Source organism: Mesorhizobium sp. WSM4822 (genome assembly GCF_055811155.1).
Window position 1 is genome coordinate 220,370 of record NZ_JBVVQM010000003.1, and the last position, 22,161, is coordinate 242,530.

Annotated in this window: 20 protein-coding genes and 1 other RNA gene; 5 read left to right on the forward strand and 16 right to left on the reverse strand. The window is 62.5% G+C overall.

Annotated features, from left to right (window positions below):
- Nucleotides 1-83 precede the first annotated feature (83 nt).
- Nucleotides 84-239: non-coding RNA, 6S RNA (gene ssrS / locus AC0L3E_RS09145), on the reverse strand.
- 148 nt (nt 240-387) lie between these two features.
- Here ssrS and AC0L3E_RS09150 point away from each other — a divergent pair.
- From AC0L3E_RS09150 to msrB, 4 genes are all read left to right on the forward strand, one after another.
- A complete protein-coding gene (locus AC0L3E_RS09150) occupies nt 388-1,227 on the forward strand; it encodes an AAA family ATPase (protein WP_128306876.1) in 840 nt (279 codons plus the stop codon).
- An 86-nt stretch (nt 1,228-1,313) separates the two neighbouring features.
- Nucleotides 1,314-1,760, forward strand: coding sequence for a GNAT family N-acetyltransferase (locus tag AC0L3E_RS09155; RefSeq protein ID WP_473604636.1), 447 nt, complete (start codon nt 1,314-1,316; stop codon nt 1,758-1,760).
- Nucleotides 1,761-1,767: 7 nt separating this feature from the next.
- Nucleotides 1,768-2,958 (forward strand): vWA domain-containing protein, encoded by a 1,191-nt coding sequence (locus AC0L3E_RS09160; protein ID WP_473604637.1) that lies wholly within the window; start codon nt 1,768-1,770, stop codon nt 2,956-2,958.
- Nucleotides 2,959-3,309: 351 nt separating this feature from the next.
- The gene (msrB, locus tag AC0L3E_RS09165) at nt 3,310-3,714 is read left to right on the forward strand and encodes a peptide-methionine (R)-S-oxide reductase MsrB (RefSeq protein WP_127270383.1); all 405 of its coding nucleotides are present in this window, start codon (nt 3,310-3,312) and stop codon (nt 3,712-3,714) included.
- Between the two features lie 83 nt (nt 3,715-3,797).
- Here the strand turns inward: msrB and AC0L3E_RS09170 are convergent, their stop codons facing one another.
- From AC0L3E_RS09170 to AC0L3E_RS09230, 13 genes are all read right to left on the reverse strand, one after another.
- On the reverse strand, nt 3,798-4,109 hold the full coding sequence (locus tag AC0L3E_RS09170) for a hypothetical protein (RefSeq protein WP_127270382.1): 312 nt from the start codon (nt 4,107-4,109) through the stop codon (nt 3,798-3,800).
- A 7-nt stretch (nt 4,110-4,116) separates the two neighbouring features.
- Nucleotides 4,117-4,557, reverse strand: coding sequence for a hypothetical protein (locus AC0L3E_RS09175; protein ID WP_128306878.1), 441 nt, complete (start codon nt 4,555-4,557; stop codon nt 4,117-4,119).
- 175 nt (nt 4,558-4,732) lie between these two features.
- Entirely contained in the window at nt 4,733-4,993 is a 261-nt protein-coding gene (locus tag AC0L3E_RS09180) for a DUF2312 domain-containing protein (RefSeq protein WP_013529099.1), read from the reverse strand.
- A gap of 157 nt (nt 4,994-5,150) precedes the next feature.
- Entirely contained in the window at nt 5,151-8,609 is a 3,459-nt protein-coding gene (gene pyc / locus AC0L3E_RS09185) for a pyruvate carboxylase (protein ID WP_473604638.1), read from the reverse strand.
- Between the two features lie 284 nt (nt 8,610-8,893).
- Nucleotides 8,894-10,012: a branched-chain amino acid ABC transporter substrate-binding protein gene (locus AC0L3E_RS09190; protein ID WP_027037229.1), complete on the reverse strand. Its 1,119-nt coding sequence runs from the start codon at nt 10,010-10,012 to the stop codon at nt 8,894-8,896.
- A 137-nt stretch (nt 10,013-10,149) separates the two neighbouring features.
- Nucleotides 10,150-10,497, reverse strand: a complete 348-nt coding sequence (locus AC0L3E_RS09195) for a DUF6867 family protein (RefSeq protein ID WP_023811804.1) — start codon at nt 10,495-10,497, stop codon at nt 10,150-10,152.
- A gap of 112 nt (nt 10,498-10,609) precedes the next feature.
- Nucleotides 10,610-11,338: an ABC transporter ATP-binding protein gene (locus AC0L3E_RS09200; RefSeq protein WP_127296224.1), complete on the reverse strand. Its 729-nt coding sequence runs from the start codon at nt 11,336-11,338 to the stop codon at nt 10,610-10,612.
- A complete protein-coding gene (locus AC0L3E_RS09205; protein WP_473604639.1) occupies nt 11,338-12,906 on the reverse strand; it encodes an ATP-binding cassette domain-containing protein in 1,569 nt (522 codons plus the stop codon). Before AC0L3E_RS09205 ends, AC0L3E_RS09200 begins: the two co-directional genes overlap by 1 nt.
- The gene (livM, locus tag AC0L3E_RS09210) at nt 12,906-14,501 is read right to left on the reverse strand and encodes a high-affinity branched-chain amino acid ABC transporter permease LivM (RefSeq protein WP_128309784.1); all 1,596 of its coding nucleotides are present in this window, start codon (nt 14,499-14,501) and stop codon (nt 12,906-12,908) included. The genes AC0L3E_RS09205 and livM overlap by 1 nt, the downstream gene beginning before the upstream one ends.
- A 4-nt stretch (nt 14,502-14,505) precedes the next feature.
- Complete coding sequence (locus AC0L3E_RS09215) at nt 14,506-15,408, reverse strand: branched-chain amino acid ABC transporter permease (RefSeq protein ID WP_127267457.1); 903 nt, start codon at nt 15,406-15,408, stop codon at nt 14,506-14,508.
- 334 nt (nt 15,409-15,742) lie between these two features.
- Entirely contained in the window at nt 15,743-16,744 is a 1,002-nt protein-coding gene (locus tag AC0L3E_RS09220) for a 4-hydroxyproline epimerase (protein WP_127327602.1), read from the reverse strand.
- A 31-nt stretch (nt 16,745-16,775) separates the two neighbouring features.
- Complete coding sequence (locus tag AC0L3E_RS09225) at nt 16,776-18,095, reverse strand: NAD(P)/FAD-dependent oxidoreductase (protein WP_473604640.1); 1,320 nt, start codon at nt 18,093-18,095, stop codon at nt 16,776-16,778.
- Nucleotides 18,096-18,158: 63 nt separating this feature from the next.
- Nucleotides 18,159-19,052 (reverse strand): dihydrodipicolinate synthase family protein, encoded by an 894-nt coding sequence (locus AC0L3E_RS09230; RefSeq protein ID WP_473604641.1) that lies wholly within the window; start codon nt 19,050-19,052, stop codon nt 18,159-18,161.
- Between the two features lie 111 nt (nt 19,053-19,163).
- Between AC0L3E_RS09230 and AC0L3E_RS09235 the strand changes: the two genes are divergently transcribed.
- Complete coding sequence (locus AC0L3E_RS09235; RefSeq protein WP_245472866.1) at nt 19,164-19,814, forward strand: GntR family transcriptional regulator; 651 nt, start codon at nt 19,164-19,166, stop codon at nt 19,812-19,814.
- 54 nt (nt 19,815-19,868) lie between these two features.
- Here AC0L3E_RS09235 and AC0L3E_RS09240 read toward each other — a convergent pair whose 3' ends face one another.
- Both AC0L3E_RS09240 and AC0L3E_RS09245 read right to left on the reverse strand, forming a co-directional pair.
- A complete protein-coding gene (locus AC0L3E_RS09240; protein WP_256747316.1) occupies nt 19,869-20,168 on the reverse strand; it encodes a hypothetical protein in 300 nt (99 codons plus the stop codon).
- Between the two features lie 414 nt (nt 20,169-20,582).
- The gene (locus tag AC0L3E_RS09245) at nt 20,583-22,079 is read right to left on the reverse strand and encodes a CoA-acylating methylmalonate-semialdehyde dehydrogenase (RefSeq protein ID WP_023811796.1); all 1,497 of its coding nucleotides are present in this window, start codon (nt 22,077-22,079) and stop codon (nt 20,583-20,585) included.
- Nucleotides 22,080-22,161: the final 82 nt, after the last annotated feature.

The window sequence follows — 22,161 nt, forward strand, 5'->3', positions numbered from 1 at the left end:
AAAAGGTCAGATCTGGATGGAGTTTTGGGAGCGACGTTTTCCACCGCAATCATCCACCGAAATGCGGGACGCGTGGCAATAAGTGACGATCCACACAACCGGTGGAGAGAGCGATCCCGGGAACCTACAAAGTAGGTGGGCGCCGTGTGAGAAAACCCACGGGTCTTCCCAGGGACAGCTCCCTAAGGATCGTTAAGGCCCCGGGGAAAATGTTCTCCTGCCGGGAAGCACAGACCGTCCCGCCCAATATAGGCTGCCGGCCGGCTAAGCGCCAGTGAGACGGGCATATGTTTCCATCAGGGTTCAAGCCCATTCGCCGCGGCCGGCGCACCCTTGCACAGGGTGAGCCGCGTCCTTACGGTTGCCATGACCAACCGAGGAGCAAGAATGCGTTTCGAAGGCACGGCGGCCTATGTCGCCGACAAGGATCTGATGGTGGCAGTCAACGCGGCGATCGCGCTGGAGCGGCCCTTGCTGGTCAAGGGCGAGCCAGGCACCGGCAAGACGGAACTCGCCCGCCAGGTGGCTGCTGCACTCGGCCTCGACCTCATCGAATGGCACGTCAAGTCGACGACGCGGGCGCAGCAGGGCCTGTACGAATATGATGCCGTCTCGCGGCTGCGCGACAGCCAGCTTGGCGACGAGCGCTTCAACGACATCAGGAACTACATCAAGCGCGGCAAGCTCTGGGAGGCGTTCGCCGCCGGCAGGAAGGTCGTGCTTTTGATCGACGAGATCGACAAGGCCGACATCGAATTCCCCAACGACCTCCTGCAGGAACTCGATCGGATGGAGTTCTTCGTCTACGAGACCGGCGAAACCATCCGCGCCGCCGTCAGGCCGATCGTCATCATCACCTCCAACAACGAGAAGGAGTTGCCGGACGCGTTCCTGCGCCGCTGCTTCTTCCACTACATCCGCTTTCCCGACGTCGATACGCTGCACAGAATCGTCGATGTCCACTATCCCGGCATCAAGCAGAACATGGTGCGCGCGGCGCTGACCCAGTTCTACGAAATCCGCGACGTGCCCGGCTTGAAGAAGAAGCCGTCGACCTCCGAGGCGCTCGACTGGATAAGGCTGCTGGTCGCCGACGATATCGCGCCGGAAGATCTGCGCGCCGATCCGAAGAACGCCCTGCCCAAGTTGCATGGCGCATTGCTGAAGAACGAGCAGGACGTGCATTTGTTCGAGCGGCTGGCGTTCATGGCACGAAGGCAGCAATAGGTCAGCAGCAGCGCTTTCCCTCCTGTGGACCGTTGCCCGCAGCCGAACAGGCAGGCAGCCTCGGCCAAACCTTCAGAGGAGATGACATGTCTGAGATTATCGTCCGCCCGCTCGCGCAGTCCGACCACGCCGATTGGCGGCGGCTGTGGACCGACTACCTCACCTTCTATGAGACGAAGCTGCCGGAAGAGGTCTATGCCGTCACCTGGAAGCGGCTGTTCACCGAAGGTGAGTTCGAGCCGAAAGGCTTCATCGCCACGCTGGACGGCAAGGCGGTTGGGCTCACCCACTCTCTCTACCACCGCTCAGGCTGGTCGGAAAAAAACAACTGCTATCTGCAGGACCTGTTCGCCGACCCTGACGTGCGCGGCAAGGGCATCGGCGCGGCGCTAATCGAGGCGGTGAGACAGGAAGCCGAAAAAGTCGGCGTCAAGAACGTCTACTGGATGACGCACGAGACCAACACCACCGCGCGCAAACTCTACGACCACGTTGCGCGCCGCACGGGCTTCATCGAGTATGATCTGCTGTAGATAGACAATGTTCATCCCCTTCTTCCTCGAACTGAAGGCCGCGCGTGTTCCCGTTTCGCTCAGGGAATATCTGTCGCTGCTGGAGGGGCTGAAAGCCGGGCTGGTCGACTACGACGTCGAAGGCTTTTATTACCTCGCCCGTGCGGCGTTGGTGAAGGACGAGCGCCACATCGACCGCTTCGACCAGGTGTTTGCCCATGTCTTCAAGGGCATCGAAGCACTGGGCGGGCCGGATGCCGTCGATGTCGCCAATATCCCCGAGGAATGGTTGCGCCGCCTCGCCGAAAAGCACCTGAGCGACGAAGAGAAAAAACTGGTCGAGGCGCTGGGCGGTTTCGAGAAACTGATGGAAACCTTGAAGCAGCGGCTGCAGGAGCAAAAAGGCCGCCACCAGGGCGGCTCGAAATGGATCGGCACCGGCGGCACCTCGCCCTTCGGCGCCTATGGCTACAATCCCGAAGGTGTGCGTATCGGCCAGCATGAAAGCCGCAACCGCCGCGCGGTGAAGGTCTGGGACAGACGTGAGTTCAGGAATTTCGACGATGCCGTCGAACTCGGCACCCGCAACATCAAGATCGCGCTGAAGCGCTTGCGTCGCTGGGTGCGGGAAGGCGCCGAGGAGGAATTCGACCTGCCCGGCACCATCCACGCCACCGCCGAACATGGCTATCTCGACGTGCAGACGCGGCCCGAGCGGCGCAACGCGGTGAAGCTTTTGATGTTCTTCGATGTCGGCGGCTCGATGGACGACCACATCAAGAGCGTCGAGGAGCTGTTCTCGGCCGCCCGCGCCGAATTCCGCCAGCTCGAATATTTTTATTTCCACAACTGCCTCTATGAGGGCGTGTGGAAGGACAATCGCCGCAGGCATGCCGAGGTGATTCCGACCTTCGACCTGCTCCACAAATATGGGCCGGGCTACAAGGTGATCGTTGTCGGGGACGCGTCGATGAGCCCTTATGAGATCGCTCACCCCGGCGGTTCGGTCGAGCACTCCAATCCGGAGGCAGGCAGCGTCTGGCTCGGCCGCCTGCTGCAGCAATGGCCGAACGCGGTATGGCTGAACCCCGAAGACCCCAAGAACTGGGGCTACACCCATTCGATTGCGATGATCCGCGACATCTTCGGCGGCCGCATGTTCCCGCTGACGCTGGCCGGGCTCGAAGGCGCGACCAAGCAGCTTTCAAGGAAGCATTAGTTGTCAGAGGTGCGGAACCATCACCTCAGAGACCATCAATCGTGAAAGTTGGCGCCGCCCCTCACTGTCCTGCCGGACATCTCTCCCCGTAAACGGGGCGAGAGGGCCTGGCCGCAACGCCGGCGCCTTTCTTGCAACGCTGAAAATTGGCGAAATCGCGGACGACAGGGCCCCTCGCCCCGTTTACGGGGAGAGGATGCCGGCAGGCAGGTGAGGGGCGGCGCAGACGCCTGAAGAAGGGGGAATTCAACCTTGGAACGTCAGACACTGGGCAGTCGTGTAACAAATGCCTATCTTGACGCGAATATCCGGTTGCAATCAACAACGAGCCGGCAAGGCTGAGGAGATCACATGGACACCCATACCTACCCTGTAACTCGCACCGACGCCGAATGGCGCGCCCGGCTGACGCCGGAGCAGTATGCCGTCATGCGCGGCCACGGCACCGAACGGCCGGGAAGCTGCGCCTTGCTCTACGAGAAGCGCGCCGGCACCTTTTCCTGCGCCGGCTGCGACCAGCCCTTGTTCGAATCCAAGCTGAAGTTCGAGAGCGGCACCGGCTGGCCGAGCTTCAACGACCCGGTGCCGGGCTCGGTCGAAAACACCGTCGACCGCAGCTACGGCATGGTTCGCACCGAATGTCATTGCGCCCGCTGCGGCAGCCATCTCGGCCATGTCTTCGAGGACGGCCCGCCGCCGACCGGCCTGCGCTATTGCATCAACGGGGTGGCGCTGAAATTCGAGCCTTCGGCCTGAGCCATCCGGGTTCGACACTATGAAAGGGCGGCATCTGTCGCCCTTTTCGTTTAAGTATCCGTTGCCCCCCTCTGGGCAGACGATCAGACCACGATCATCGCCACCAGCCACAGCGTAGCGCCCAGCGTCATCATCCAGGCCTTGGCACCGGGTATCTTTTCGGTGGTCCGCCACACCGCCAAGGTCAGGAACAGGCTGTAGGGCACCGACGCGAAATGCACTGCCAGCACAAGCCCGAGCGGCAACTTCAGTCCGAGCAAGACGAGCGCCAGCACGGATGCGGCGATGCTGACCGCAGTGCCGACGAGGACAAGGTCGCGCCAGAACAGCCGGTCGAGCGGCACCTGGCCTTGCCAGCGTGAGCGGAAAAAGGAGCCGATACCCTCTGGCAACACCGGATGTCTATCCCTGCCTCAGGACTTCGGTTACCGCGCGCTCGATACGCGAGCATTCGGTCACCAGCCAGTCGGCCATGGCTGGCCAGTTATCCTCGGCATAGCAGTTTACCCGCCACATCGAATTGATGCCGAGGCCCTCGCAACTCTGTTCCGGCCTGAGCTTCAGCCTGGCCTCGATATCGGGCTGGAATGGCTTCAACCGCGACCAGGCTTGCGTGGCGCCGAACTTCTCGTTGCGGCCGAAGAAGACGCCGACCTGGCTCTGCGCCGGCGCGACATACATGGAAAGGACCAAGGCGAAGTCGGGCAGCCCGCGCTGCCAGAACCAGGGTCCGCGCCTCGCCATCGAAGCCGTTTCTTCCGGATGCCGCTCGGCGAACAGCGTCCAGAAGCCGCGCTGGCGGAATTCAGAGGCGCGGCGGGCGCCGAAGTCGAATTCGCTCATGGCTCGATGCTCGCTTCGGCATCATGCTCGGCCCGAGACTGTTTCGAAATTCGCTCTGGCGAGTCATATGGTGGTGGTTTCGAGAACCGGAGCGGAGCGTACTTAAAGTACGCGAGCACCGGAAGCGCAGAAAACGCCAACAGATGGCCGCCAGAGTAGAATTTCCAGACAGTCTCTACACCATACCGAGTGCGGCCTTGTACAGATCGAGGATGGTTTCCTCTTCCTGACGCTCGGCCTGGTCCTTCTTGCGCAGCCGGATGATCGTGCGCATCGCCTTGGTGTCGAAGCCGGTTCCCTTGGCCTCGGCGAACACTTCCTTGATGTCGTCGGAAATGGTCTTCTTCTCTTCCTCGAGCCGCTCTATGCGCTCGATGAAGGCACGCAGCTGGCCGGCGGCAACAGTCTGGCTGGTATCGGTGATATCGTCGGCCATATTTTTCTCCAAAAGAATCGGCTCCGCGACTCGCGGACGACTGCGCCAAAATTTGAGCCGGTTCGATGCCCGACCGGCGGCGGCGGGTCAAGCCGTTATCGAGCAAGCCACAAGGGGCTGCCGCCAGAAGCCGACAGCCAGTCCGTTTTGCGAACTCTTAATTGAAAGCGATCAGCAGATCCTTGGCATCGATCTGGTCGCCTGCCTTGACCAGCACCTCGGCGACCGTGCCGTCGCGCTCGGCATGCAGCGCCGTTTCCATCTTCATCGCTTCGATGGAAAGCAGCACGTCACCGGCCTTCACAGCCTGGCCGGCAGCCACCGAAAGCGACGAGACGACGCCCGGCATCGGCGCGCCGACATGCGCCTCGTTGCCGGGCTCGGCCTTGCGGCGGGCCTTGGCGGCGGACGCGCCATGCGCCCGGTCGGGCACCTTGACACGACGTGGCTGGCCGTTGAGCTCGAAGAACACGGTGACCATGCCCTTCTCGTCGACATCGCCGATGGCCAGGCAGCGCACCACCAGCGTCTTGCCCTTCTCGATGTCGACGAAGATCTCGTCTTCCGGCTTCATGCCGTAGAAATAGGTCGGCGTCGGCAGGACGCTGACCGGCCCATAGGTTTCCTGCGCGCCGGCGAAATCCGTGAACACCTTCGGATACATCAGCCACGAGGCGAATTCGAACTCCGACAGCTTGCGCTCGAGCTTTTCCTCGATTTCCTTGCGGTTGGCCTTGAGGTCGGCTGGCTTGAGCAGCGAACCGGGCCGCACCGTGATCGGCTTGTCGCCCTTCAGCGCCTTCCTCTGCAGCGCCGTCGGCCACCCGCCTGGCGACTGGCCAAGATCGCCGCGCAGCATCGAGACGACCGAGTCCGGAAAGGCGATATCCTTGTCCGGGTTTTCGACATCGGCAACGGTCAGGTCCTGGCTGACCATCATCAATGCCATGTCGCCGACGACCTTGGAGGACGGCGTCACCTTGACGATGTCGCCGAACATCAGATTGACGTCGTGATAGGTCTGCGCCACCTCGTGCCAGCGCGTCTCCAGTCCGAGCGAGCGCGCCTGTTCCTTCAGATTGGTGAACTGCCCGCCCGGCATCTCGTGCAGATAGACTTCCGAGGCCGGTCCCTTGAGGTCGCTTTCGAAGGCGGCGTACTGGTTGCGCACCGCTTCCCAGTAGAACGAGATTTTCCTGATCCATTGCGGGTCGAGACCGGGGTCGCGTTCGGTGCCCTTCAGCGCCTCGACCAGCGAGCCAAGGCATGGCTGCGAGGTGTTGCCGGAGAAAGCATCCATCGCCGCGTCTATGGCGTCGACGCCGCTTTCCACCGCCGCCAGCACCGTCGCCGCCGACAGGCCCGACGTGTCGTGGGTGTGGAAATGGATCGGCAGGTCGGTCGCCTCGCGCAGCTCCTTGAACAGCACGCGTGCCGCCGCCGGCTTCAACAGTCCGGCCATGTCCTTGACGGCGATGATGTGGGCGCCGGCCGCCTGCAATTCCCTGGCCAGGCCGACATAGTATTTGAGGTCGTATTTCGCCCGCGCCGGATCGAGGATGTCGCCGGTATAGCAGATCGCCGCTTCGATCAGCTTACCCTCGGCGCCGACCGCATCCATGGCGACGCGCATGTTGTCGACCCAGTTCAGGCAATCGAAGACCCGGAACAGGTCGATGCCACCGCTTGCTGCCTGCTTGACGAAATGCTGCACGACATTGTCGGGATAGTTGGTGTAGCCGACGCCATTGGCGCCGCGCAGCAGCATCTGCAACAGCAGATTGGGCGCCGCCTCGCGCACCAGCGACAGCCGCTCCCACGGATCCTCGGTGAGGAAGCGCATGGCGACGTCGAAGGTGGCGCCACCCCAGCATTCCAGCGATAGAAGCTGCGGCAAGGCGCGCGCATAGGTACCGGCGATGCCGGCAATGTCATGCGTTCGCACACGGGTGGCGAGCAACGACTGGTGGCCATCGCGCATCGTCGTGTCGGTGACCAGCACTTGCCTCTGATCGCGCATCCAGGCGGCGAACTTCTCCGGCCCGAGCACATCCAGCTTCTGCTTGCTGCCGCCGGGCACATTGCCGTTGAGGTAAGGCACCACGGGTGCGGCCGCATCGGCCTTCGGCTGCGGCCGGCCGCGCGTCTCGGGATGGCCGTTGACGCTGACGTCGGCGAGATAGTTGATGAGCTTGGTGGCGCGGTCCTGGCGCTTGACCTGCTGGAACAGTTCCGGCGTCGTGTCGATGAACTTGGTCGTGTAGGAATTGTCGGCGAAGCTCGGATGGTTGATGATCGCTTCGAGGAAAGTCAGGTTGGTGGCGACGCCGCGGATGCGGAACTCGCGCAGCGCCCGGTTCATGCGGGCGATCGTCTCGGCCGGCGTAGGCGCCCACGCCGTCACCTTTTCCAGCAGCGGATCGTAGAAGCGGGTGATGACAGCGCCCGAATAGGCGGTGCCGCCATCGAGGCGGATGCCGAAGCCTGTTGCGCCGCGATAGGCGGTGATGCGGCCGTAATCGGGGATGAAATTGTGTTCGGGATCTTCCGTGGTGATGCGGCACTGCAGCGCGTGGCCGTTCAGCCTTATGTCCTTCTGCGCCGGCACGCCTGATTCCGGTGTGCCGATGGCAAAGCCGTCGAGGATGTGGATCTGCGCCTTGACGATATCGATGCCGGTCACCTGCTCGGTGACGGTGTGCTCGACCTGGATGCGCGGATTGACCTCGATGAAATAGAATTTGCCGGTGTCGGCATCCTGCAGGAACTCGACCGTGCCGGCGCCGATATAACTGGTCTCGCGGGCGATCTTCAGCGCATGGCCGCAAAGCTCCTCGCGCTGCGACATTTCGAGATAGGGCGCCGGCGCCCGCTCGACGACCTTCTGGTTGCGGCGCTGGATCGAACAGTCGCGCTCGAACAGGTGCACCGCATTGCCATGGGTGTCGCCCAGCACCTGCACCTCGACATGGCGGGCGCGTTCGATCAGCTTTTCAAGATAGACCTCGTCCTTGCCGAAGGCGGCTTTCGCCTCGCGCTTGCCCTCGGTGACTTCACGGGCAAGGTCGGCTTCGGCGCGGATGGCGCGCATGCCGCGGCCGCCGCCGCCCCATGACGCCTTCAGCATCACCGGATAGCCGATTCCCTTGGCCAGTTTCTTGACCGCCTCCATGTCATCCGGCAACGGATCGGTGGCGGGGATCACCGGCACCCCGACCTCGATGGCGAGATTGCGCGCCGCGACCTTGTTGCCGAGCCGCCGCATTGTGTCCGGCTTCGGCCCGATGAAGGTAATGCCGGCTTCGGCACAGGCGTCGGCGAATTCGGGACTTTCCGACAACAATCCGTAGCCGGGATGAATAGCATCGGCACCCGACAGCCTGGCGACGCGGATCACCTCCTCGATCGACAGATAGCTTTCGATCGGCCCCATGTCCCGGGTCAGATGCGGCCCGCGTCCGACCTGGTAGCTCTCGTCGGCCTTGAAGCGATGCAGGGAGTATTTGTCTTCCTCGGCCCAGATCGCCACGGTTTTGAGGCCGAGTTCGTTGGCCGCGCGAAAAACGCGAATGGCGATTTCGGACCGGTTGGCGACGAGGATCTTCGTGATGGCCAAGGACTGGGCTCCAGCAACGGAAGGAAGAGAAATCGGCGCAATGATTAGCGTGAAAATGCTGCAGTGCAAACAAAATTGACGTGCGTTTAAACCGATTGAAATGGAATCATTGCGCCAGAAGCCCTTCGCATTCATCCGAACAGCAAGAAAAGCGCCGGCTTTGCAGTTAGCGCACGATCATTCACCGGCTAAGAACCCGGCTCTATCGGCCGCCCCCCGTGATGGCAAAAGAAAATGCCCGGCGCGAGCGCCGGGCATCGTACATGGTCTGGAGACTGACGAGCTTACATCTTCTGGATGTAGGTGTACTTGCCGTCGTCGCCCTTCTTCCATTCGTACATGACGTAGCCGGGCAGCGTCGGGTCGCCCTTGGCGTCATAGGACAGGTCGCCGAGCACGGTCTTGAACGGGCCGTTTTCATGCAGCGCCTTGGCAACTGCCTGCGGATCGTTCGACTTGGCAGCGGTGGCTGCCGCGGCGATCGCCTGCATGGCTGCGTAGGAGTAGAGCGTGTAGGCTTCCGGTTCGAAACCCTGCGCGCGGAACTTCTCGACGAGTTCCTTGTTGGCGGGGATCAGGCGCGGATCCGGACCGAACGTGTTGAGCGTACCCGCAACCGCGTCGCCCGCGATCGAAGCCAACTCGTTCGACACGATGCCGTCGCCGGAGACCAGCGTCGCCTTGAGGCCCTGGTCGGCGGCCTGGCGGATGATCAGGCCGGCTTCGGTGTGCAGGCCGCCCCAATAGATGATGGAAACGCCGGCTTCCTTCATCTTGGCGATCAGCGCCGAGAAGTCCTTGTCGCCGACATTGATGCCTTCGTACATGACTTCCGTCAGGCCCTTGGCATTCATCGCCTTCTTGGTTTCGTCGGCAAGGCCCTGACCGTAGGTGGTCTTGTCGTGCACGACGGCGATCTTGGCATCCTTGAAGTTGGCGGCCAGATAAGCGCCAGCAATGCTGCCCTGCTGGTCATCGCGTCCGCAGGTGCGGAACACGTTCCACAGGCCGCGTTCGGTGAACTGCGGGTTGGTTGCGGCCGGCGTCACTTCGACGATGCCGTTCTCGGCATAGACTTCCGAGGCCGGGATCGAGACGCCGGAGTTGAAGTGACCGACCACGAACTTGACGCCGTCGCCGACGAACTTGTTGGCGACCGAGATGCCCTGCTTCGGATCGGAAACGTCGTCGCCGACTTCGAGCTTGATCTGCTCGCCATTGATGCCGCCAGCCGCATTGATGTCGGCGACAGCAGCTTCGGCACCCTTCTGCAACTGCGCGCCGAAGGCGGCATTCGGACCGGTGATCGGGCCAGCGACGCCGACCATTACGTCAGCCCACGCGGCACCGCCGAACGCGACAAGCGCGGTCAGGGCGACGGCGGACAAAAGTGACTTTTTCATTTAAACGCTCCCATTAACGGAGTGGGCGTGGATGAAGCTTTCATGCGATGCCCACCCTTATCGCAGAAAGCATAGTTTGCCGATTTTCAGGCACTTGTCACGCCGATTCAATTTCGAGACGGCGTTAATGATGAACGTCAACCTTTCGGTTTCCAGCTCAAGAGTGAAGCTCTTTCGTAGAGCCAATTATACTGTGTCACCATCTGGTTGGTGCGCGTGTATTGATAGCCGACGAAGCCGAGGATCATCAGCACGATGGTGTCGACGACATAATAGTGCAGCGAGAACATGGTGCCGCCGAACAGCGCGTGATGGATGAAGCGGATCGCGATGCCGAGGCCCAGCATATAGGCGAACAGCTGGATGAAGCTGCGCCACGTCTGAGCACTGGCCTTGCCCGTCATCCACGCCGCCCAGCCGCCGAGCAGACAGGTGACGAAGAAGAACTGCCAGATCGAGGGTTCCTCGTAAAGAATGCCCTGCATGGTGAAGTCTCCTTAGCATGATCCCGAAAAGTTGCGGACTTTCCGGACAAAGATCATGCGACAAACAAACAATCTGGAGCGGAATGGCGGATGCACGCATTCCGCTCCGAACTCAGTGGTGTCCGCCTTCGAGATAGGCGGCGCGCACTTCCGGATTGGCGAGCAGTTCCTTGCCGGTGCCGCTCATCGTCACATTGCCGTTGACCATGACGTAGCCGCGCGTGGCGAGCTTGAGCGCGCCGAAGGCGTTCTGCTCGACCAGGAACACGGTCAGCCCCTGGGTGCGGTTCAGTTCGCGAATGGCATCGAAGATCTGCTTGACGATCAGCGGCGCGAGACCCAGGGACGGCTCGTCGAGCAAAAGCAGCTTCGGCCGTGCCATCAGCGCGCGTCCGATCGACAGCATCTGCTGCTCACCGCCCGACAGCGTGCCGCCGCGCTGGGTGATGCGCTCTTTCAAACGCGGGAACAGCGTGAACACCTTCTCGACGTCCTCGTCATAGTGCTTGAGGTTGTCGAGACTGGCGCCCATCTGCAGGTTTTCCATCACCGTCATGCGCGGAAAGATCCGCCGGCCCTCGGGCGACTGGGCAATGCGCATGCGCGCGATCTCGTGCGTCGGCATCTGGGTGATGTCGGTGCCGGCAAAGGTGATGGTGCCGGCGCGAGCCCGCGGCGCGCCGAAAATAGTCATCATCAGCGTCGACTTGCCGGCGCCGTTGGCGCCGATCAGTGCCACGATCTCACCTTCCTTCACAGTGACATCGACGCCGTTCAAGGCTCGGATGTTGCCGTAGTAAGTCTGCACGCCCTTGATATCGAGCAGCGTTGTCGCGGCCATCACTTGCCTCCTCCGCGCTTGCCCGCCACGGGCTTGGCAGCGGTCTTGCTCCCGGTCTTTCCGGTGGCTGCCTTTGCAGTCTTTGCGGAAGCATGGCTTGTCGCCACCTTGCCCGCATCGACGCGGCGCGAGAATTCCGTGTCCTTGCCCTGGCCGAGCAGCCTGGCCTGTTTGACCCATTCCTCGCGCGCGATACGTCCGTCAAAGGCGAGATAGGCTTCGGCGGCCTCGACGTCGGCCTTTTTCCAGGCGCCGATCTGGTCGAAATGGAAGATGCCGTGATCGTTGAGCTTCTTCTCGTTGACCGCGCCGATGCCCTTGATGCGGGTCAAATTATCGGCCTTGCCGCCGCGAGGTGCAGCCAGCCGGTTGGAGATCTCTCCAGCCTTTGCCGGGGCCTTGGCTGCCGGCTTGGCCGACGCGGTCGACGTCGCCGCCGCGCCGGTTGCCGCCTTTGAAGCCGCTTTCGGAGCAGGCTTTGCCTTCGCTGCCGGCACGGCTGCCAGCGGGGCTGCCTTGTTTGCCGCGGCGAGCGACCTGGCGTCGACCTGACCGGCCTTTGACGCTCCCTTGGCCACCGTAACCCGCTCGCCCGAACTATGGCCGACCGTGTCGGTCACCGGCCCGGCGAGATAGGACGACGACGTTCCCGGACCATGCGCGGCATCCGGCCCTGTATCGAGCTGTTCGATGACATCTTCGTCGCCGACTTCGGTAAGGACCGCTTCGACTTCCTCGTCGTCGACGCCGAGATAGGCGGCGATGACGCGCGGGTCGGTGCGCACCGACTGCGGACTGCCGTCCGAGATCTTGCGGCCGTACTCCAGCACCACGACATGGTCGGAGATCTGCATGACCACCGACATGTCGTGCTCGATCAACAGGATCGAGGTACCGGATGTGTTCTTGATGTCGATCAGCAGCTCGTTCAGCGCCGCCGATTCCTTCGGATTGAGGCCGGCCGCCGGTTCGTCGAGGCACAGAAGCTCGGGTCCCGTGCACATGGCGCGAGCGATCTCGAGGCGGCGCTGCGCGCCATAGGGCAGGTCGCCGGCCGGGTCGTCGGCACGGTCGACAAGATCGGCCTTTTCCAGCCAATGCTTGGCGAGTTCCACCGATTCGGCCGAGGCCTTGCGATAGCCGCTGAAGCCGAAAAGGCCGAGGACCGTGTAGCCCGATGCCTTCATCAGTTTGTTGTGCTGGGCGACCAGCAGGTTCTCCAGCAGGGTCATGCCGGAGAACAGCCGAATGTTCTGGAAGGTGCGCGCCACCTTGGCGCGCGCCGGGATTTCATGGTTGGGCAGCCGCTCGAGCAGGAAGGTCGAACCATCGTTCCGGTTGAGCGTGATCATGCCTTCCGACGGCTTGTAAAAGCCGGTGATGCAGTTGAACACCGTGGTCTTGCCGGCGCCGTTGGGGCCGATCAGCGCGGTGATCTCGCCGCGCTTGGCGGCGAAAGACAGATCGCCGATGGCCACCAGGCCACCGAACTTCATCGACAGATGATCGACCTGCAGGATAGCGTCGTTCGCGCCGGAATTGGCCTTCTGAACAGGGTTCGCATTCATCAGCCGTGTCCTTCCTTGGTGAAGGAGCTTGAGACAGCCTTTCGCTCCTTGAGGAAGGCGGTTGGTTCACGACTGCCGACGAAACCACGCGGCTTCCACAGCATGACGATGACCATGGCCATGCCGAACAGAAGCATACGGTAGAGTTCCGGGGTGAAGTCCGGCCCGAAGACCTGCTTGAGGAAGTCGAGTTCGCGCAGCGCCTCGGTGCCGCCGATCATCACCATGGCGGCAACCGCAATGCCGACCAGCGAACCCATGCCGCCGAGAACGACGATGGCCAGAATGATGGCCGATTCCAGGAAGACGAAGGATTCCGGGCTGACGAAGCCCTGCCGTGCGGCGAAGAACGCGCCGGCGAAGCCGCCGAACATCGCACCCGTGGCGAAGGCTGTAAGCTTCGTGGTGGTGGTGTTGATGCCGAGCGAGCGGCAGGCGATCTCGTCCTCCCGCAACGCTTCCCAGGCACGGCCGACCGGCATGCGCCGCAGCCGGATGGTGACGAAGGCTGTCAGCAGCGCCAGCGCCAGGATCAGGTAATAGAGGAAGATCTTGTAGTAGGCGCTCGAGGTCGCGAGATTCAGCACCTTGGCGATGTAATTGGGGTCCGACACGTTGAAGGTCATCAGGCCGAAGAAGGTGACCTTCGGGATGCCGGAAATACCGGCCGAACCGTTGGTGACCTCACGCCAGTTGATCAGCACCAGGCGGATGATCTCACCGAAAGCCAAGGTGACGATCGCCAGATAGTCGCCGCGCAGGCGCAGCACCGGGAAACCGAGCAGCACGCCCCAGAAGGCGGCCATGGCGCCGGCGGCCGGCAAAAGGATCCAGAACGACAGGCCGTATTGCGTGCCGAGCAGCGCATAGGCATAGGCGCCGACCGCGTAGAAAGCGACATAACCGAGGTCGAGCAGGCCGGCGAGGCCGACGACGATGTTCAGGCCCCAGGCCAGCATCACATAGATCAGGATCTGGATGCCGAAATTGTCGACCCATTTCAGCGAACCTTGCAGCCCGCCGACGAATGACCAGGACATCAGCGACAGGATCGCCACCACCAGGATCGGATAGAGGATCAGTGCGGCAATGCCGAGTTTGGTGAAGTTGGCGTGAATGAAACCGCGGAAATAATAGATCACGCAGGCCAGCACGTAGACGATCGCCAGGGCGCGCAGGAACTGCAGATAGCCGGCCGGCACGGCTCCCACCCATCCGACGAGAGAGCTGTTGACCGCAAACAACACCACCGCCGCGACCAAGGCCACAATGAAGGCCGGCAACTGGAAGAAACGCGACGCCACGCTGGCCGGCAACAGGCCAGTGGCGATGTCGGTGATCTTCTGGTTGGCGAGGAAGGGCTGGCCATAAGCGACATAGAAGAAGCGCCCGATGGCCGTGGCGATCACCACGGCGGCAAGCAGGCCCCAGCGCGTCGTCAGGACCAGTTCATTGGAAATGTTTTGACCGGTCTTCAGGCCGATGAACAGCACGAACAGGCCGAACGATATGGCAGCGGCATAAAGTGACTCGCGCAACGCGCGCTGCATAGGCGTGGCGACGGTGTCGCGCTCCGGAGATACGGTGACGGCCATGGTCTCAGACCTTTTCGACTTCTGGCCGGCCCAATATGCCGGAAGGCAGGAAGATCAGCACGATGGCCAGGATCGAGAACGCCGCGACGTCCTTGTAGTCGATCGAGAAATATGCCGACCACATGCTCTCGATGAAGCCGATCATCAGCCCGCCGAGCACAGCACCCGGCAACGAACCAATGCCGCCCAGCACCGCCGCCGTGAAGGCCTTCACGCCCGGCGTGAAGCCATCCGAGAAGGCAATGACGCCGTAATACATCAGGAACAAAGTGCCGGCGACCGCGGCAAGGGCCGCACCCATGATGAAGGTGATCGAGATCGTGCGGTCGACATCGATGCCGAGCAGCGCCGCCATCTTGCGGTCCTGCTCACAGGCCCGTTGCGCTCGCCCGAGCGAGGTCTTGTTGACCAGATACCAGAACAGCGCCAGCAGCAGCGCCGTGACGACGACGATGATGATCTGCTTCAGCGACACGCTGATGCCGTTGATGTTGTAAACCTGGCTGACCATCGGCGGGATCGGCTTGTTGCGGGGACCCTGCGTCACCTGGACGAAGTTCGACAGCGCGATCGACATGCCGATGGCGGTGATCAGCGGGGCCAGTCGGAACGAACCGCGCAGCGGCCGGTAGGCGACTTTTTCAATCGTCCAGTTGTAGAGGCTGGTGAGCAGCATCGCCACGATCATCATGACCAGCAGCGCCAGCACAACCGGCACGGAATAGAACAGCGCGCCAAGGGCGAGGAAGACGATCAGTGCTGTGAAGGCACCCACCATGAAGATGTCGCCATGGGCGAAATTGATCATGCCGATGATGCCGTAGACCATCGTGTAGCCGATCGCGATCAGCCCATAGATCGATCCCAGCGTCAGCCCGTTGATAAGCTGCTGGACAAAGTACTGCATGTGTACATGGCTCCCCTGGAATGTCGCCCATGCAGACGCATTCCTTTTCGTATTTCCCCTAGTCGTAAAGTTTCGAGCCCGGATTGCAACGTCATTTTTCAATCGTCATGCGTGTTTTCGAAGCACGCTGTCCGATTGCCCGTTTTCCATCATCCGGCCCCTGGACTATCGCGGACCCTACCATTGGCATAACGCAATGTCTTTGACGATTCGACCGCATCATGCGCTCCGTTTCGAAGAAATCGCCGTCAAAATTAGGTGATGAAAGGAATCCTTGCGTTTTTGGCACGATCCATTTTTCAAGCCCTCGCTTTCCGCAGGGTCAGGATTCCCATCACTTGACAACAAATCCATGCGCGAACGGGTCGCGGTCGTCGATGAAGATGGTGTTCAGTCCGGTCATCCGCGCCCAGCCGCCGATCGAGGGAATGATGGCCGGTTTGCCGGCCACGGTGACGTCCTTTTCGACCTTGCCCTTGAACAGCGAACCGATGATCGATTCATGCACGAAGCTGTCGCCGGCCTTGAGTTTGCCCTTGGCATGAAGCTGCGCCATGCGCGCCGAGGTGCCGGTGCCGCAGGGCGAGCGGTCGATCGCCTTGTCGCCGTAGAACACGGCATTGCGGGCATCCGCCCCATCCACCGTCGGAGCACCGGTCCACAGCATGTGCGACAGCCGGTTGATGCCAGGATTCTCGGGATGGACGAAGGAATATTTCTCGTTGAGCCGCTGGCGCACCACCGGGCTCCAGGCGATGAAGTCGCCCGCCGAATAATCGGCCATGTCGCGATAGTTCTTCTGCGGTTCGACGATGGCGTAGAAGTTGCCGCCATAGGCGACGTCGACGGTGATTTCGCCGAGCCCAGGGCATTCGATCGTCAGCCCCTCGGCATGGAGGAAGGACGGCACATTGGTGATGCGCACCTCCTCGACATAGTCGCCGACCTGTTTGTATTCGGCGATGACAAGTCCGGCCGGCGTGTCGAGCCGAAGCACGCCCGGCGTCTTCGGCTTGATCAGACCGTGCTCGATCGCCATCGTCACCGTGCCGATGGTGCCATGGCCGCACATCGGCAGGCAGCCGGAGGTTTCGATGAACAGGATGGCGATGTCGCAATCCTCGCGCGTCGGCGGATAGAGGATCGAACCGGACATCACGTCGTGGCCGCGCGGCTCGAACATCAGGCCGGTGCGGATCCAGTCATACTCGGCCAGAAAATGCGCACGCCGCTCCATCATCGTCGCGCCCTGCAGCAGCGGGCCGCCCCCAGCGACCAGCCGCACCGGATTGCCGCAGGTGTGGCCGTCTATGCAGAAGAAGGATTTCTTGGCCATGACGCTCCTCGAAAATCAAAACCCGAAAATATCAAAATCGTTGCGGACTGAAGGGGCCCAGTTCGATCGGTGGAGTCTGCCCCAGGACAAGATCCCTGATCAACCGTCCGGTGGCCGCCGCCTGGGTCAGGCCGAGATGGCCATGGCCGAAGGCATAGACCACCGACCGCTTTCCCGGCGCGCCGCCGATGACTGGCACTGAATCCGGCAGCGAGGGGCGGAACCCCATCCATTCGCGCCCGCCCGAGGGATCGAGCCCCGGCAGGAATTTCTGCGCCTTCTGCAGCAGCGCCTTAGACCTGGCATAATTGGGCCGCCGCTCGATGCCGCCGAGTTCGACGGCGCCACCGACACGCAGGCCCGTTGCGAGCGGCGTGACGACGAAGCCATGGCCGGAGAAGATCAGCATCCGCTTCACGTCGAAGGCACTCGTCGGCAACGTGGTGTTGTAGCCGCGCTCGGTCTCCAGCGGAATGCGATCGCCGAGTTGCTTCGCCAGCAGATGAGACCATGCGCCTGCTGCGACGACGAGGTGTCGCGCCTGTCTGGTCGTGCCGTCTGCCAATGTCAGCGTCGCACCATCCTGATCCGCCGCGACTTGGCCGATCCGAGCCATCTCAAAGCGGGCACCCTTGCTTTGTGCGTAGGCCCACACCGCCTTGCCCAGCAGTTTCGGGTCGGCGACCGTCTTCCATCCCGGCACGAACGTGCCTTTGATGAAGCGCGGCGACAGCCCCGGCTGCAAGGCGGCCAGTTCCTCGCCCTCGACATGGCGGAAACCGATGCCGAAACGCTCACGCGCCGCCCAGCCGCGCAGCCCGGCCTGGAACTCGGCTTCGCTTTCATAGAGCTCGAGCGAGCCATCCTCGCGCAACATCGACCGCGTGCCGGAGCGATCGAGCAGGCCCATCCACTCCGCCTCGGCGAGCTTCATCATGCCCGCCTGAGCAGCAAGGCTCGCCTCGTATTTTCCCGGCGCACCGGCGCGCCAGAAGCGGATCAACCAGGGCAGAAGCTTCGGCAGATAGGCGGGCGGAATGCTGAGCGGGCCAAGCGGATCGGCCAGCCATTTCGGCAGCTGCCGCATCATGCCCTTGTGGGCCAGCGGCAGCACATCGGAAAAGGCAAAGGCGGCGGCGTTGCCGGAGCTCGTCTCCTCGCAAATGCCGGTGCGGTCGAAGATGGTGACCCTGCGTCCGGCCTCGGCGAGAGAAGCGGCTGCACAGATGCCGATGATGCCGCCACCGATGATGGCGATGTCGAGCCCTTCTCCCCGTTCACGGGGAGAAGGTGCCCGAAGGGCGGATGAGGGGCGGCGCGCCGCTTCTGTCGACTTGGAATTTCCTGACACGTAGGCGCTGCCCCTCATCTGGCTGCCGCCATCTTCTCCCCGTGAACGGGGAGAAGAAAGCCATCAAAATGTCGGCAGCTTCGGCCGAACCGCGAGCGCATCCTTGATGATCTTCTCGACAGCCTTGCGGCGCTCGCCCGACAGCGGCTGGCGCGGCATGCGAACGCGGTCATTTGTGTTGATCGCGAACACTTCGGCAAGCTTGATGTTTTGGACCAGATAGGTCGAGACATCGAGATCGAGCAGCGGCCGGAACCAGCGGTAGATGGCGAGCGCCTCCTCGCGGCGGCCCTGCTTCATCAGCTGGAAGATGGCGACGGTCTCGCGCGGGAAGGCTGTGACCAGTCCGGCGACCCAGCCGATGGCGCCAACCGACAGCGCCTCGAAGGCCAGATTGTCGACGCCGGTGAACAGGTCGTAGCGAGTGCCCAGGCGATTGATGATCTCGGTCGAACGACGGATGTCGTCGGAGGATTCCTTGATCGCGACAAAGCGCTTGTCCGACGCTAGCTCCTCCATCTGGTCGACGGTGACGTCGACGCGGTAGGCAAGCCGGTTGGAGTAGATCATGACCGGCAGGTCGCCCGCCTGCGCGACCGCGCGCAGCGCCGCGACCGTCTCTTCCGCATTGGTGTGGTAGATCGGGCTCGGCACGACCATGAGGCCATTGGCGCCTTCCCGGCTCGCGCGCTTGGCGATGCTGGCCGCCTCGCGTGTGCCGGCCTCGTTGACGGTCAGCAGCACCGGCTTCTTGCCGGTGACCTTCTGTGCGGTCTTCAGCACCTCTATCTTCTCGTCGGGCGACAGCATCGGCCCCTCGCCGAGCGATCCGCAGACGATGATGCCGTCGCAGCCGGCCTCCATCTGCAGGCTGAAGCAGCGCTCCATCTCGGCATGATCGAGACGATCGTCCGCGGTGAATTTGGTCGTGACGGCAGGAAAAACTCCGGTCCACATGATCATCTCTCCATCTGATATATCAGTGGTATATCTATTAACAAACCCGCTGTCAATGCGGATTCCGTTATGATATATTCAAGATATATCAGGAGAGCGCATTTGATATCCATGGCAGCAAGCATCCCGGCAGAGCCGGCCGCGACCAGGGCCTACCATGTGCTCGAGCACATGATCGTCACGCTCGAACTGGCCCCGGCAAGCTTCGTCACCGAGGGCGCTCTGATCGACAGGCTCGGGCTTGGCAGGACACCGGTGCGCGAGGCGATCCAGCGGCTGGCATGGGAAGGGCTGCTCGACGTCAGGCCGCGCGCCGGCATCGCCATCGCCCCGCTCCATCCCGGCGACTGGTTGCGCGTCCTCGATGCACGTCGCGGCGTCGAGGTGGTGCTGGCCCGCTCGGCCGCCCGCTTCGTCACCCGCGAAGCCGCCGACCTGTTTCACGAAGCAGCGCTTGCCATGCAGAAGGCGGTGATCTCGGGTAATGTGCTTGCCTTCATCCAGGCCGACAAGGCTCTCGACGAAGCGCTGGCGCTGGCTGCCGACAATCCCTTCGCCGCCCGTCTGGCCGCCCCCTTGCAGACCCATAGCCGCCGCTTCTGGTTCCGCTACAAGGCCGAGACCGGTCTTGCCGAATCCGCCGAGCACCATGTCGCGCTGATCCGCTCGATCCTTGCCGGCGACGAGGAGGCCGCGGCCAAGGATGCCAAACGCCTGATGGCGCTACTGCGCGGCCACGCCGAGACGGCCGCCACGCGCTGAACGTCCTTTTATATCCGGTGCGCTTTCGTCGCCGGCGCTTCCTCGAAGCTCGGGTCAAGTCCCTGGCAAGGCAGCCGCCGCCATCAACGGACCGTCCCAGCCTTCGCCTGCCGTGATGACGCAGCTCTGACCATGCGTGTCGGTGGCAAGAATTGTCCAGGTGCCCTGGTCGGAGACGAATATCTCAAGAATCAGGCTCGGGTTGACCAGGCCGCGCGCCGCCTCGCTTTCGTGGAATTTTTCGCCGAGCGCTTTGATCATATCCGCACGGGCCGCGCATTGCGCCGCCAGCGCCGGGACGGCGGGAAACGCAGAAATTGCCACGAAAAATAGCGTTGCCACAAGACGGGTCATCTGACATCTCCTTGCGCCAGACGATGTCCCCGAAGCTGTCGCCAGCGCCGTTGCTTGATCTGCCGTACCTCCTTGCGGCAGGACTGCAGAACCAAGACGGCAGATGCCTACTTGGTTCCATCACATTAGCGTTCAAGCGGATAGGGTCGCCACCGGATTGCAAAAAAACGCCCGGGCGCGAGCGCCCGGGCCTTGAATCCAAATCAATTTGTTGTCCGGTCAGTTCATCGTCGGGATGACGAATTCAGCACCGTCCTTGATGCCGCCCGCGCGACCGCAGCCGAAGGCGAGGACGCGCAACCAAGAAATCGTCCGGTCAATTCATCGTCGGAATGACGAATTCGGCACCATCCTTGATGCCCGCCCGCGCGACCGCAGCCGAAGGCGAGGACGCGCAACCAAGAAATCGTCCGGTCAGTTCATCGTCGGGATGACGAATTCGGCACCATCCTTGATGCCGGACGGCCAGCGCGAGGTCACCGTCTTGGTCTTGGTATAGAAGCGGAACGCGTCCGGGCCGTGCTGGTTGAGATCGCCGAACGAAGATGCCTTCCAGCCGCCGAACGTGTAGTAGGCGATCGGCACCGGGATCGGCACATTGATGCCCACCATGCCGACCTGGACACGGCTTGCAAAGTCGCGCGCGGCATCGCCGTCACGGGTGAAGATGGCGACGCCATTGCCCATCTCGTGATCGTTGGCGAGCTTGATCGCGCTCTCATAGGTCGGGGCGCGCACAACAGAGAGCACCGGCCCGAAGATCTCTTCCTTGTAGATACGCATGTCCGCGGTGACGTTGTCGAACAGGCAGCCACCCATATAGTAGCCGTCTTCATAGCCCTGCATGGAGAAGCCACGGCCGTCGACGACCAGCTTGGCGCCTTCCTTGACGCCGGTGTCGACATAGCCCTTAACGCGTTCCAATGCCTGCGCCGTCACCAGCGGGCCGAAATCGGCGGAAGAGTCCGTCGAAGGACCGACCTTCAGGCTCTCGACGCGCGGGATCAGCTTTTCCATCAGCCGGTTGGCGGTATCGTTGCCGACCGGGACGGCGACCGAGATCGCCATGCAGCGCTCGCCGGCCGAGCCGTAGCCGGCGCCGATCAGCGCGTCGACGGTCTGGTCCATGTCGGCATCGGGCATGATGATCATGTGGTTCTTGGCACCGCCGAAGCACTGCACGCGTTTGCCGGCGGCTGTGCCGCGCGAATAGATGTAATGGGCGATCGGCGTCGAGCCGACAAAGCCGATGGCCTTGATGTCGGGATCATCGAGGATGGCGTCGACCACGTCCTTGTCGCCATTGACGACATTGAGGATGCCTGCCGGCAGGCCGGCTTCGAGGAACAGTTCGGCAATGCGCATCGGCACGCCCGGATCGCGTTCCGACGGTTTCAGGATGAAGGCGTTGCCGCAGGCGATGGCCGGCGCGATCTTCCACAGCGGGATCATCGCCGGGAAGTTGAACGGCGTGATGCCGGCGACGACGCCGAGCGGCTGGCGCATCGAATAGACGTCGATGCCGGGGCCGGCGCCGTCGGTGAATTCGCCCTTCATCATGTGCGGTGCGCCGATGCAGACCTCGACCACTTCGAGGCCGCGCTGGATGTCTCCCTTGGCGTCGGCGATCGTCTTGCCGTGCTCGCGCGCCAGGATGTCGGCCAGTTCGTCATAGTCGCGCGCGACCAGTTCGAGAAACTTCATCAGCACGCGTACGCGGCGCTGCGGGTTGGTCGCGGCCCATTTCGGCTGCGCTGCCTTGGCATTCTCGACCGCCGCGCGCAGTTCCGCCTGCGAGGCCAACGCCACCGTGCCGCGCACGGAGCCGTCCATCGGCTGCATGACATCCTGCTTGCGGCCGCTGGTCCCGGCGACATGCTTGCCGCCAATGAAATGACCATAGTCGATCATGATTTCTCTCCCTTGTTTGTGATGCTGCATTGTCCGCCTTTGGCCGGCGGATGGCAACGCGACGGAGAACGCAACCGTTGTG